We start from the raw sequence: 13,316 nt of genomic DNA on the forward strand, positions 1-13,316 counted from the left end.
GACTACTGCACCAGCACCGAGCGCCCGCAGGTCGCGCCGGTCACGCGCACGTCGGCCTCGCCGACATGGACGCCCAGAGCTCCAAGCACATTGTAGAGAAGGTCGTCGACCGGCGCGGTCACGCCATTGAGCAGTGTCGTCACCGCCGGCTTCACCGTGCCGAGCAGGGCGGCCACGTCGAGGCCGAGCCCCAGCGCGTTGACCGAGAGCGACAGGTTGTTGACCAGCGATGTCGTCAGCGACTGCGTCAGGTTCTTCGTCGACACCGTCTTGATCGCCTTGTTGGCGATGTCGGTGGCGTTGTAGGTCAGGTTGGTCGGCGTCATGTTGGTGACCGAGAAGGCCGACGAGCCTGTCACCTGCAGCAGCGGGACGAGCAACAGCTTCAGGTCCGCGATATCGGCGTCGGAGAAGGACTGCGGCTTGGTGAAATCCGCGAAGCCGCTGGCATTGCTGTTGGCGAGATGGGCTGAGACCACGCCCGGCTGCGCGGCGATCGAAACCTTGATGCTGGAGGGACCCGTCGGGCAAGTGATGTCGGTCAGCTTCGCTTCGGCATAGGCCACTTCGACGTTGAGCGGCAGGTGGACGGCGACAAGACTGGTGCCGCCGCCGAGATTGGAATTGCCGAGTGTCACGCTGGCGTTGAGCTTGATGCGGGTCTGCGCCGTGCGCACCACGGTGCCGGCTTCTCCCACCGCCAGCCAGGCCGAGTTCTGCATCGGCTCGCCGATGGCGATCGCAAGCGTCGTCGATGCCAGGCCCGGTATGGTGGCGCCGAGATTGACCGCGACCTGATTCGTGCCATTGGCCAGAGCGGCAGCCGCGGTGAGCATGCTGAGCGCGCTGGCTGTCACGTTAAGGCCGGCCGGCTTTTGCCCGATGCCGAGATCGCCAACGGAGCCGAGATCGATGAGGGTGCTGAGCGGAATCCTGACCGTATTGGTGGCGCTGGAGGCCATGCTCTGCAGAGCGAGTTTGGCTGTGCGGTCGAGCCCCGGCACATTGGCCATCGCCGTGGCGATCTGGCCGATCGTTGCTTTGGAAGCGAGCACGTCGTTATAGGAAACGCCGGTCAGATGCAGTTGCGTCGCCAGCGCATCGGTGAACGAAAGAACGTCGACATCGGCCGACACCAGTGAATTGTAGTCCATCACGCTGAGCGAGATGTTGCCGCCGAGAAGGCCGCCGAGAAGCGCGTTGAGAATGCCGCCATTGAGACTGGCGAGCCGCGAGCCGACCGAAAAAGCCGCTTGCGGCTGCGCGCTGGCGATAGCGGTCGTGCCGAGAGTAGGCGGCGCCATGATCGAGCCCGCGAAATAAAGCGTACCCTGCTTCTTGAGCGTAACCTGGACCGCATTGTAGGGCAGCTTGCCCGCCTCGAACCGGCTGCCGGCAGCAATGGTGCTGACGCCCGTGTAGCGCCCCGGCACGACCTGGACGACGGCCTTGCTGGCGGTCGGCGCCACGGTCGCGCCTTGTTGCTGCACGGCGACCGAGGTGATGCCGTTGTCGCTGAGCGCGGTCAGCACCGCCTGCTGGGCGTTGGTGATGTTCGAGGCCGCGGTGATTGCGGCAAGGTCGACGATCGACTGCGCGGCGCGGCGCTCGTTGTAAAGGGAACCTTCGTCGATCGCAAAGGCGGTCAGCGCCAGCGCTACCGGCGTGCACAGCGCGGTCATGACGGCGAAATTCGCGCTCCGGTCGGCGAGCAGCCGTCGCGTCGCCGCCATGAAAGCAATTCCAGGAAAAGTGCGAAGCGGTTGAGTTCGGCGACCTCGCCGTAGCCTTCCGTCCGCAATTGCGTCACTGAAAACAGATGGAGCGGTCTGGCCTTTTCGGGAAACGATAAGCCGCTCCAGCCCCCCCTTGATGGGCATCATATGCCTCCGACGCGGATCGTCGATTGACGTTGGATCGTCGTGCCCGGCAGCGGCAGCGTCCGGAACAGGTTCCAGATTGGCAGGTTGCGCGCATCGTAGGTGACCGAGACGACGAACTGGCTGCCGTCGACGGCGCTGTCCTGCGCGTTGACGGTCAGCTTGTTGGCGTCGACGAACGGATAGCCCGAGACATCGTGAGTGATGAAATCGGTAACCAGCGCCTGCCGCTCGGTCTGGTTGAGGCCGGCAATCGCGGTGCGCGCCGCGTCGGCGGCGATCTGCTGCACCGAATGGCTGGCGCCGAAATAAATCCCATATGCAACCATGCCGAGCAGAAGCAGGATGAAGACCGGCGCCAGCATGGCAAATTCGATTGCCGACGTGCCCGTGGCGTCAGCCCGGAAACGAGACCACGGAACAAGCAATTTTCGGTTCTTCAGCATGGCGCGGAGAATGCCAAAGGCCGCCTGCAAAAACAGAAAACAGCTGGAACAACCGGCAGGTGTGCCAAGTTGAAAGCAAGCTCTAAGCTTTAGGTTTCGCTGTTTTAGCGTTATGGCGCTCACTTTGCGTCAAGCAGGCAATGGTTGAAATAAGATTTCGCTCTGTCTAGTCTCCTGCCACCAGCCGCCGGAAGGAACCGGCGGCACGCCTGAAACGGGGCCGTTTCAACGGTTCCGAGGTGTCAAAACTTAAGAAGGCGCGGCTGAGGGGCTGCGCCGACAGGGAGAAACTTCATGCTGAAAGACATGCTGAAGGCGACGGTGTTCGCCACCACATTGGCCTTGGCCGCCGGCACGTTCTACACGCCTGCCTTCGCCGAAACCGTCTACAACCGCGGCGCCGCCGCCGAGGCGGAGACGGTCGATCCGCACAAGACGTCGACTGTCTACGAAGCCGATATCATACGCGACCTGTTCCAGGGCCTCGTCATGCACGATCAGAAGACGAATCTCATACCGGGCGCCGCCGAAAGCTGGACGGTGTCGGATGACGGCACCGTCTACACCTTCAAGCTGCGCAAGGACGGGCTCTGGTCGGACGGCACCCCGGTGACGGCGGACGACTTCGTCTATTCGTTCCATAGACTGGAAGATCCGGCCACCGCTGCAGAATACGCCTCGATGCTCTATCCGGTGAAGGGCGCCGAGGACTTCAACACCAAGAAAGGCAAGGCCGAGGATATGGGCGTGAAGGCGATCGACGCCAACACGCTTGAAGTCACGCTGAAGGCTCCGACCCCCTACTTCCTGGAGATGCTGACCCACCAGGCGACCTATCCGGTCAACAAGGCTTCCATGGACAAGCTCGGCGCCGACTGGATCAAGCCGGGCAAGCTGGTCTCCAATGGCGCCTATACGCTGGCGGAGTGGGTTCCCAACGACCATATGAAATTGGTCAAGAACCCGAAATTCTGGGACGCCGCGAGCGTCAAGCTCGACGTGGTCAACTACATCCCGACCGAGGATCGCTCGTCGGCGATGAAGCGTTTCGAGGCGGGCGAGCTCGACAGCTATGGCGATCTGCCGACCGAGCAGCTCGCCGATCTCAAAACGAAATTCGGCGACCAGGTCCGTGTCGGGCCGTATCTCGGCACTTATTATTACGCGGTCAAGACCGACAAGGCGCCTTGGGACAATGTCGAGTTGCGCAACGCCATCTCGATGGCGATCGACCGCGACTTCCTCGCCGAGAAGGTCTGGCAGAACTCGATGCTGCCCGGATATTCGATGGTGCCCCCGGGCATCGAGGGCTACACGCCGGCACTGGCCAAATACGCCGACATGCCGCAGATCGACCGCGAAGATGCGGCCAAGAAGATCCTGGAAAAGCTAGGCTATACACCCGAACATCCGTTGAAGATGGAGATCCGCTACAACACCTCGGAGAACCATAAGAACACGGCGGTGGCCATCCAGGAACAGCTGAAGCCGCTCGGCGTCGAGGTGACGCTGCTCAACACCGACACCAAGACCCATTACAGCTTCCTCGAGCAGAAGGGCAACTACGACGTCGCCCGTGCCGCCTGGATCGCCGACTACAAGGATCCCGAGACCTTCCTCGGCATCTCGCGCAAGGCGAGCGGCAACAACTACTCGAACTACAACAGCCCCGCCTATGAAGCCGCCATGGACAAGGCGGCTGCCGCAGGCGGCAAGCCCGAGGAGCGCATGAAGGACCTCGCCGCAGCCGAGCGCATCCTGGTCGACGACGTCGGCGAGATCCCGCTTCTCTACTACAGCTACCACGACATCGTTTCCTCGAAGCTGCATGGCTTCGACGACAATGTGATGGACATTCATCCGTCCCGCTTCATCTCCAAGGACTGACAAGAAACCTTGGCCGTGCCGCCGCTCTCTTTTTGGGAGCGGCGGTCGCGGTCTGTCGTCGTGCCGGGCCGAAAGTCGGATTGGATTTTCGGGCTGCCCGGTGCGAAGATCAGAGATGCCGGCGCGCCACGGATCTTCGACTGGAGAGCCTGTCGCCCTGGCTGAAGCGGGGCGCCGATGCTGCGTTATGTCTTCCGGCGGCTGTTGACCGCCATCCCGACGCTGTTCGTCATCGTGACGGTGGCGTTTTTCCTGATCCGCGTCGCGCCAGGCGGCCCGTTCAACCAGGAGCGGGGCTTGAGCCCCGAGATCAGGGCCAATCTCGAAGCCCAGTTCGGCCTCAACGATCCGCTCTGGCTGCAATATGTCCACTATCTCGGCAATCTTTTGCGCGGCAGTTTCGGCCCAAGCTACAATTTGCCGGATTTCACCGTCACCGAACTCTTCGCCAAGGGCCTGCCGATCTCGGTACAGATCGGCAGCTCGGCACTGGTGCTGGCGCTGCTGTTGGGCTCGATCCTCGGCACCATCGCCGCGCTCAACCAGAACAAAATAGGCGATTATTCGGTAATCGCCTTGGCCACTGCCGGCAGCACCATCCCCACCTTCGTCACCGCGCCGGTGATCCAGCTCGTCTTCGGGTTGTCCTGGAAGCTGCTGCCGATCGGCGGCTGGGGCGACGGCGCCTTGATCAACAAGGTCGGTCCGGTGCTGACGCTGGCTCTTCCGCAGATCGCCATCGTTGCCCGCCTGATGCGCGGCTCCATGATCGAGAGCCTGCGTTCGCACCATATCCGCACCGCCCGCGCGCTCGGCCTGTCCGACTGGTCGGTGGTGGTCAAGCACGCGCTGCGCGGCGCCGTGCTGCCGATCGTCTCCTTCACTGGTCCGGCGGCGGCGGCGCTGTTGACTGGCTCGATCATCGTCGAAACCATCTTCTCCATCCCCGGGGTCGGCCGCTACTTCGTCGATGCCGCCCTCAACCGGGACTACACGCTTGTCATGGGAACCGTGGTGGTGATCGCGCTCTTCACCATCGTCTTCAACCTGATCGTCGACCTGCTCTATGCGGTCGTCGATCCGAGGGTGCGCTATGACTGACCTCGCCGTCGTCGTGCCCGAGCCGATTGTCGGCCGCTCGCTCTGGGGCAACGCCTGGGCGCGGCTCAAACGCAACCGGGCCGCGATGCTCAGCCTCTATTACCTGGCCTTCATCGCCGTCATCAGCATTTGCGGTCCGTGGGTCGTGCCGCATGCATACACCACCATCTATGGCGACTATGTGCGCATGCCGCCGAGCTTTTCGGCCTATCCGAAACCCGACATGATCCAGGGTGCGCTGGGCGACGCCATCAAGCGCATGCGCGCCGACATCAAGGAATGGCACCAGGACGGCAATCGCGTCATCGTCACCGTCACCTCGACCAAGCCGATCGACGACCGCAACATCCGCTATCTCGACCGCTCCGACGCCTTCGACGACACCAGGATCGAGAACAAGTCGCCCGACGGCCTCGAAGTGACGATGAGCTCGGCCGTGAAGCAGCAATATTTCTTCTTCGGCACCGACAACACCGGCCGAGACCTGCTTTCGCGCACGCTGATGGCTGGACGCATCTCTTTGGCCATCGGCCTGCTCGCCGGCGTCGTCGCCGGCGTCATCGGCGTCATCTACGGCGCGACCGCGGGCTTCTCCGGCGGCAAGGTCGACGAGGTGATGATGCGCATTGTCGACGTGCTCTATTCGCTGCCGTTCATCTTCTTCGTCATCATGCTGGTGGTGTTTTTCGGCCGCAACTTCGTGCTGATGTTCCTGGCCGTCGGCGCTGTGTTGTGGCTCGATATGGCGCGCATCGTGCGCGGCCAGGCGCTGTCGATCCGCAGGCAGGAATATGTCCAGGCGGCGGAGGCCATGGGCGTCGGCCAGCGCGGCATCCTGTTGCGCCATGTCATCCCCAACCTGCTTGGCCCGGTGGTCATCTACATGACGCTCTTGGTGCCGCAGGTCATCATCCTGGAGAGCTTCCTGTCCTTCCTCGGTCTAGGCGTGCAGGAACCGATGACCAGTTGGGGCGTGCTGATCTCGGTCGGCGCCAAGAACATCGGCTACGCCAACTGGCTGCTTCTGTTTCCGGCCTTCTTCCTGGTCTCGACGCTGTTCGCCCTGAATTTCGTCGGCGACGGCCTGCGCGACGCGCTCGATCCCAAGGACCGTTGAGATGCCCGCTTCCGAAACGATCCTCAGCGTCAAGGACCTGCGCGTCCGCTTCCAGACCCTCGACGGCACGGTCGAGGCAGTGAAGGGCATCAACATCAAGGTCAACGCCGGCGAGACGGTCGCCGTCGTCGGCGAATCCGGCTCCGGCAAAAGCCAGACGATGATGGCGGCGATGAGCCTGCTTTCCTCCAATGGCGAGGCGACCGGCCAGGTCGACTACCGCGGTCGCAATCTCCTGACGATGTCAAAGAGCGAGCTGAACCAGGTGCGCGGCCGCAAGATCAGCATGATCTTCCAGGAGCCGATGACCTCGCTCGACCCGCTCTACACCATCGGCAACCAGCTGATGGAACCGATCAGTCGACACCGCGGGCTGAACGCGGCCGCGGCGCGGGAAGAGGCGCTGAAATTGCTCAGGCTGGTGCACATTTCCGATCCCGAACGGCGGATGAAATCCTATCCGCACGAGATGTCGGGCGGCCAGCGCCAGCGCGTCATGATCGCCATGGCCTTGGCCAACGATCCGGACATCCTCATCGCCGACGAACCGACGACGGCGCTCGACGTCACCATCCAGGCGCAGATTCTGATGCTGCTGGCCGAACTGCAGCGCAAGCTCGGCATGGCCATCGTCTTCATCACCCACGACCTCGGCATCGTGCGCCGTTTCGCCGACCGCGTCTATGTCATGCGCCTGGGCGAGGTGGTGGAGGAGGGCGATGCGGAAGCGCTCTTCGCCAATCCGCAGCATGCCTACACCAAAATGCTGCTCGCGGCCGAGCCGACGGGCACCAAGGCGGCGCCGCCCGCCAGTGCGCCGGTGCTGCTCGAAGGCCGCAATGTCGAAGTCGTCTTCAAGATCGGCGGCGGCTTTCTTGGCGGCGAGCCGCTGATGCTGCGCGCGGTGGACAGGATCTCGATCCGGCTGAAGCGCAACCAGACGATCGGCATCGTCGGCGAGTCCGGTTCAGGCAAGTCGACGCTCGGCCGCGCACTGCTCAGGCTCTTGCCCAGCGACGGCGTGATCCGCTTTGGCGACCGCGACATTTCGGACGCGGACCGCCAAGCAATGCGGCCGCTCAGGCGCGAATTGCAGCTCGTCTTCCAGGATCCGTTCGGCTCGTTGTCGCCGCGCATGACCGTCGGCCAGGTGATCACCGAGGGCCTTTTGGTGCACGAGCCCTCGCTGACCGGCAAGCAGCGCGACCAGCGCGCCGTCGAGGCGCTGCGCGAGGTCGGCCTCGACCCCAATGCGCGCAACCGCTACCCGCATGAATTCTCCGGCGGTCAGCGCCAGCGCATCGCCATTGCCCGCGCCATGATCCTGAAGCCGAAAGTGGTGGTGCTCGACGAGCCGACCTCGGCGCTTGACCGTTCCGTGCAGAAGCAGATCGTCGAGCTGTTGCGCAAGCTTCAGGCCGACCATGAACTGTCCTACCTCTTCATCAGCCACGACCTCGCGGTGGTCCGCGCCATGGCCGACTACATCATCGTCATGAAGCAGGGAAAGATTGTTGAGGAAGGGCCGACGCAAGAAATCTTCGACAATCCGCGCGAAGCCTACACCCAGACGCTGATGAACGCCGCGATCGATACGGCACGGTTCAGGATGAGTGCTTGAAGCCGGGGCAAGCTTAATCTCGCTCGGCTTACGGCGAGGACGGGCACCTCCGGTTCCGCGTCGCGACGATCACCTGCTGCTGTTGCTGCAGCCGTTCGATCCGGGCGGTTTCGCGATTGGCTATCGCCGTCTTCACGCGCTCGCCGCCCAGCAACCATGTCGGCACGCTGGTGTTGGCGACCTTGCCGCGAGCGATTGCGGTGCGTGAAATATCGGTCGCGGTGTCGCCGACCGCATTGTTGAGCTCGGGGCAGTTCATTTTGTCGTAGTTCGCCGGGCTGATCGACGCGGTGGTCGATGAGCAGCCCGCCGCGAACAAGAGGACCGCAATTGTCGGTAGAATGGCCGTCGGCGTGAACTTCATACTCTCAACCCTGGTTCGCCGTCCTGCGGTCCCGCGCATCCAGGAGCATGGCGGGTTGCCATTAGGCCAAAGTGAGAAACCGTTGTCGAGCGTTGTCGCACGATTCTGTTTTCGAAGATCAGACATCGTTCGAGCGACGGTATTGGCATAATATGCCATCCCCCTATATCATGCCTGTTGAATTGGAGCTGATACCGCGATGCCGACCCGCAATGTTGTCCTGACGGAACACCTCGAAGAGGTGATCGATCGGCTGGTGAAAACCGGGCGTTATCAGAACGCCAGCGAGGTATTGCGTGACGGCTTGCGGCTGATCGAGCAGCGCGAGGCGAGGGAGTCGGCAAAGCTGGCTGCGCTCAGGGAGGCAGCCAGCATCGGTTTCCACGACATCGAGCAAGGCCGTTTCGAGGATATTGCTGGAGACAGTCTCGAAAAATTTATGAATGGCCTGGGGCGGCAGGCAAGCTTACGCGCGAAAAAACCAGGCTTGTAACGCCATGGTCCTGTACCGGCTTTCAGCAGCCGCGAAGGAAGACATCGTTCAAAACTCGCCTACACGGAAGTCAATTTCGGCGAGATCGCGCGTGTCCGTTACGAAGGGTTGCTGATTGCGGCGCTGCGCGACATTGCTGCCGATCCCGAACGGGTGGGCAGCATCGCCCGCGCGGACCTGGGAAGCAATATCCGCAGCTATCACTTGCGCTATAGTCGGGATCGAGCATGGACCGAACACGGCATTGTTCTGCGACCACGCCATTTCCTGCTCTACCGGATGACGCTTGAGGTCATCGGAATTGGCCGCGTTCTCCACGACGCGATGGAACTCCGGCGCCATCTGCCGGAGAGCTACGGCGACGATTGACGGCAGTCCGGATTTCAGACGGATGGCGATTTCGGGAAAGGCCAAGTGCTTGTTTTTTCTGGTCGGAGTGGCAGGATTTGAACCTGCGACCCCCTCGTCCCGAACGAGGTGCGCTACCAGACTGCGCTACACTCCGTGACCAGACCGCGGGCTTATAGCTGCCACGTTCCGATCCTGCAAGCGGCAATGGCAGTCCTTCTGTCGCATTTCCTTTCTTTCGCGGAGCTTGCCCGAGTGGCATAGGATTTGGCTGTCGGGTAAAGGTGGGCTTAAAGGCTTTTGTCGTAAGTCCGACCCATGGGAGCCGGACTTTTGACAGGGTCGTTCATGAGCCAGCGCATCGTCAGTTTCGTCATGAGCGGCGGCGTCGGGTCGCGGCTGTGGCCGCTATCGCGCGAGGACAACCCCAAGCAGTTCCACGACTTCTCCGGCGATGGCTCGATGCTGGCCAAGACCGTGCGCCGGCTGGCGGCGCGCACGCAAGGCGAGACGCCGATTTTCCTGATCGCCTCGGAGCGTCACGCCGACCGCGTCCATGCCGACCTTGCCGGCATCGATCTGGCCGGCGGCGGACCGCTGTTCGAGCCGACGGGCCGTAACACGGCCGCCGCCGTGGCGCTGGCCAGCCTGCGCACGCTCTCCGACTATGGCGACGAATTGGTTCTGGTGGTGCCGTCCGATCATGAGATCTCGACGGCCGCTCAGTTCTGGCAGAGCATCGAGGCGGGCGCGGCCGCGGCAAATACCGGGCGGCTCGTGGTGTTCGGCCTGAAACCGACCCAGCCCGAGACCGGCTACGGCTATATCGAGGTCGGGACCGGCAGGGACGGCGTCTTCGACGTCTCGCGCTTCGTCGAGAAGCCCGATCTTGCCACCGCGCAGGCCTATGTCGACGCCGGCAGCTTCTACTGGAACACCGGCATCTTCCTGTTTCGCGCCGGCGCAATGCGCGACGCCTTCGCGGCCCATGAACCGAAAATCTGGCAGGCGACGGAGGCCGCCTACGAGGCTGCGACCAGCGATCTGTCCGGCCTCTATATGCCGCTGGACCTTTATTCCGCGATCCCGTCGACCTCGATCGACTACGCCATCATGGAGCAGGCGAAAGATATCGCCATGGTGCCCGCCGGCTTCCGCTGGAACGATCTCGGCTCCTGGCAGTCGCTGCTCGATGTCGGCCCGTCCGACAAGGGCGGCAACGTCATCGTTGGAGACGTCGTCGCCATCGATTGCGAGAATTCCTATATCCGCAGCGAGGGTCGGCTGCTGTCGGCCATCGGCATGAAGGACGTGGCGATCGTCTCCACGGCCGATGCGACGTTCGTCGCGCCGGTCAGCCACAGCCAGCACGTCAAGAAGATCGTCGAGCAACTGGAGAAATCCGGCCGGCTCGAAACAAGGTTCACGCCAGCGCATGACCGCGTCATCGAGAGCGGCGCCTGGCGGCGGCGCGTGCGCCACTGGCTGTTCGAGGAGACGCTGCCGCTATGGTCGACGCTCGGCGTCGACGAACGCCATGGCGGCTTCCACGAGGCGCTGGGCTTCGACGCCGCGCCGCTGATGAAACCCAAGCGCATGCGCACCCAGGCGCGTCAGGTCTATGCTTTCGCGGTCGCCAAGGAGCGCGGCTGGGAGGGCCCGGCCGACCGGCTGATCGCGCACGGCATCGGCTTCATGGCGGGGCAGGGCCGCACCGATCGCGGCGGCTGGGTGCGCACGCTCAACATCGACGGCTCAGTCGCCGATCCGGTCGAGGATGCCTACGACCATTCCTGCGTGCTTCTGGCGCTCGCCCACGCCCATATGTCGGGCCATCCCGACGCGTTGCGGCTCGCAGAGGAGACATTCGCCTTCCTCGACGCGCATCTGGAGGATGCCCGCCTGACCGGCTTTCTGGAAACCTCCGACGGCGCGGAGGAACGGCGCTCCAATCCGCACATGCATCTGCTCGAGGCCTTCCTCGCCTGGCACAAGGCGACGGGCGAGCGCGCCTATCTGCGCCGCGCGGCACGCATCATCGATCTTTTCCGCAGCCATTTCTTCGATGCCGAAAGCTGGACACTGGGTGAATATTTCGACGACGGCTGGAAGCCGGCGGCGGGCGAGAAGCGGAGCTGGACCGAGCCTGGCCATCACTTCGAATGGGCCTCGCTGCTGGTCGATTTCGCCGCTCGCAGCGGCCAGGGCGAACTCACCGCTTTCGCGCGCAAGCTCTATGCCTCGGCCGTTGCCAACGGCCTCAACCGCGCCACCGGCCTCGCCTATGGCGCCGTCTCGCGCCAGGGACTGCCGCTCGACACGGTCTCGCGAAGCTGGCCGCAGGCCGAGGCGATCAAAGCGGCAATCGCGCTCGACGGCTCGGGCGGGCCGGACCTCAAGCCCGAGATCGAGGCGCGCGTCGGCCGCCTGTTCCGCTGGCACATAGATCCGGCGCCGCTCGGCCTGTGGATCGACCGCATCGACGAACGCGGCCGTTCGCTGGCGACCGACGTGCCGGCCAGCATCTTCTACCACCTAGTCTGTGCGCTGACGCAGTATCTGGACGGAACGACGGAGAAGTCTCAGTAGGGCGCTGCCACGTCCCCCGTCTCGACATAAACCGCCTTCAGTTGCGAATAATGCGCCAGCGCCGCGAGTGAATTTTCACGACCAATTCCGGACTGCTTGGACCCGCCGAAGGGCATTTCCACCGGCGTGAGGTTGTAGGCGTTGATCCAGCAGGTGCCGGCCTGCAGCTCGGCGATGACGCGATGCGCGCGCGGCAGGTCGCGCGTGAACACGCCCGCCGCCAGCCCGAATTCGGTATCGTTGGCGCGCTCGATCACCTCGTCCTCGCTGCCGAATTTGAGCACGCTCATCACCGGTCCGAAAATCTCCTCGCGCGCGATCCGCATGCGATCGGTGACGCTGGTGAATACCGTCGGCTCGATGAAAAAACCGCCTTCGAAACCCTGCAGTGACGGCAAATTGCCGCCGCAGGCTAGGCTGGCGCCATCCTGCCTGCCGGCCGCGATGTAGGAAACGACCTTGTCCTGTTGCGCCTTGTTGACCAGCGGCCCCATCTGCGTTTCCGGATCGAGCGGATCGCCGATGCGGATTTTCTTGGTGCGCTCGATCAGCCGGTCGACGAAGCGGTCATGAATGCCCTTCTGCACGAAAACGCGCGTGCCGTTCGAGCAGATCTGGCCGGTGGAGTAGAAGTTGCCGAGCATGGCGCCGCCGATGGCGTTCTCGAGATCGGCGTCGTCGAAGACGATCAGCGGCGACTTGCCGCCGAGCTCCATCGTCGCGTGCTTCATTTTCGAGCCGGCAAGCGACAGCACCTTGCGGCCGGTCGGCACCGAGCCGGTCACCGAAACTTTCGCCACGACATCATGGCCGACGAGACCTGCGCCGACATCGCCGTAACCCTGCACGACGTTGAACAATCCGTCGGGCAGCCCCGCTTCGCTGTATATTTCGGCCAGCGCCAGCGCCGAAAGCGGCGTGTTCTCCGACGGTTTGAACACCATGGCATTGCCCATGGCCAAGGCCGGCGCCGACTTCCAGCCGGCGATCTGGATGGGATAGTTCCAGGCGCCGATGCCGACGCAGACGCCGAGCGGCTCGCGGCGCGTGTAGGCGAAGGGCCCGCCGAGATCGATCATCTCGCCATTGAAGGCGGCGACCGCTCCGGCGAAATATTCCAGGCAGTCGGCGGCCGAAGGTGTGTCGGCCACCAGCGTCTCTTGGATAGCCTTGCCGGTGTCCAGCGTCTCGATGCGGGCCAGATCGGCATTGCGTGCGCGCAGGATGTCGGCTGCGCGGCGCAGGATGCGGCCGCGCTCGACCGGCTTCAGCCGCGCCCAGGCCGGCTGCGCGGCGCGCGCGGCCTCGATGGCGAGCTCCAGAACGTTCGGCGTCGCTGAATGCAGCGTTGCGATGGTCTCGCCCGTCGCCGGATAGATCACCGGCAGCGGCGCACCGCCTTCGTCCTCGATGTAGCGGCCGTTGACGTAGTGCGATGCCGTCGGTTGGGCGCGCATGGCTTTCTCCAGA

At 63.5% G+C, this 13,316-nt stretch carries 11 protein-coding genes and 1 tRNA gene; 6 read left to right on the plus strand and 6 right to left on the minus strand.

The window, feature by feature from the left end; genetic code table 11:
- Positions 1-2 precede the first annotated feature (2 nt).
- Both LB526_RS17105 and LB526_RS17110 read right to left on the minus strand, forming a co-directional pair.
- Positions 3-1,733: a TadG family pilus assembly protein gene (locus LB526_RS17105; RefSeq protein ID WP_224606505.1), complete on the minus strand. Its 1,731-nt coding sequence runs from the start codon at positions 1,731-1,733 to the stop codon at positions 3-5.
- Between the two features lie 146 nt (positions 1,734-1,879).
- Entirely contained in the window at positions 1,880-2,245 is a 366-nt protein-coding gene (locus LB526_RS17110; RefSeq protein WP_245340453.1) for a TadE family protein, read from the minus strand.
- Positions 2,246-2,620: 375 nt separating this feature from the next.
- Between LB526_RS17110 and LB526_RS17115 the strand changes: the two genes are divergently transcribed.
- The 4 genes from LB526_RS17115 to LB526_RS17130 all read left to right on the plus strand — a co-directional run bounded on the left by LB526_RS17115 (position 2,621) and on the right by LB526_RS17130 (position 8,052).
- A complete protein-coding gene (locus LB526_RS17115; protein WP_224628685.1) occupies positions 2,621-4,213 on the plus strand; it encodes a peptide ABC transporter substrate-binding protein in 1,593 nt (530 codons plus the stop codon).
- A 177-nt stretch (positions 4,214-4,390) separates the two neighbouring features.
- Complete coding sequence (locus tag LB526_RS17120) at positions 4,391-5,314, plus strand: ABC transporter permease subunit (protein ID WP_095766839.1); 924 nt, start codon at positions 4,391-4,393, stop codon at positions 5,312-5,314.
- A complete protein-coding gene (locus LB526_RS17125; protein WP_224628687.1) occupies positions 5,307-6,431 on the plus strand; it encodes an ABC transporter permease in 1,125 nt (374 codons plus the stop codon). Before LB526_RS17120 ends, LB526_RS17125 begins: the two co-directional genes overlap by 8 nt.
- A gap of 1 nt (position 6,432) precedes the next feature.
- Positions 6,433-8,052, plus strand: coding sequence for an ABC transporter ATP-binding protein (locus tag LB526_RS17130; protein WP_224628692.1), 1,620 nt, complete (start codon positions 6,433-6,435; stop codon positions 8,050-8,052).
- A 28-nt stretch (positions 8,053-8,080) separates the two neighbouring features.
- Here LB526_RS17130 and LB526_RS17135 read toward each other — a convergent pair whose 3' ends face one another.
- Positions 8,081-8,416 (minus strand): hypothetical protein, encoded by a 336-nt coding sequence (locus tag LB526_RS17135; protein ID WP_140845723.1) that lies wholly within the window; start codon positions 8,414-8,416, stop codon positions 8,081-8,083.
- Positions 8,417-8,615: 199 nt separating this feature from the next.
- Between LB526_RS17135 and LB526_RS17140 the strand changes: the two genes are divergently transcribed.
- A complete protein-coding gene (locus LB526_RS17140; protein ID WP_140845724.1) occupies positions 8,616-8,909 on the plus strand; it encodes a type II toxin-antitoxin system ParD family antitoxin in 294 nt (97 codons plus the stop codon).
- 48 nt (positions 8,910-8,957) lie between these two features.
- On the opposite strand, the gene LB526_RS17145 is transcribed toward LB526_RS17140, so the two are convergent.
- Positions 8,958-9,323: a hypothetical protein gene (locus tag LB526_RS17145; protein WP_224545703.1), complete on the minus strand. Its 366-nt coding sequence runs from the start codon at positions 9,321-9,323 to the stop codon at positions 8,958-8,960.
- 14 nt (positions 9,324-9,337) lie between these two features.
- A tRNA-Pro gene (locus tag LB526_RS17150) sits at positions 9,338-9,414 on the minus strand.
- 191 nt (positions 9,415-9,605) lie between these two features.
- On the opposite strand from LB526_RS17150, the gene LB526_RS17155 reads away from it, so the two are divergent.
- On the plus strand, positions 9,606-11,846 hold the full coding sequence (locus LB526_RS17155; RefSeq protein ID WP_224628693.1) for an AGE family epimerase/isomerase: 2,241 nt from the start codon (positions 9,606-9,608) through the stop codon (positions 11,844-11,846).
- Here LB526_RS17155 and betB read toward each other — a convergent pair.
- A complete protein-coding gene (gene betB / locus LB526_RS17160; protein ID WP_224628696.1) occupies positions 11,840-13,303 on the minus strand; it encodes a betaine-aldehyde dehydrogenase in 1,464 nt (487 codons plus the stop codon). The genes LB526_RS17155 and betB overlap by 7 nt on opposite strands.
- Positions 13,304-13,316 lie beyond the last annotated feature (13 nt).

Source organism: Mesorhizobium sp. CA6, from assembly GCF_020165035.1.
Lineage (GTDB): Bacteria > Pseudomonadota > Alphaproteobacteria > Rhizobiales > Rhizobiaceae > Mesorhizobium.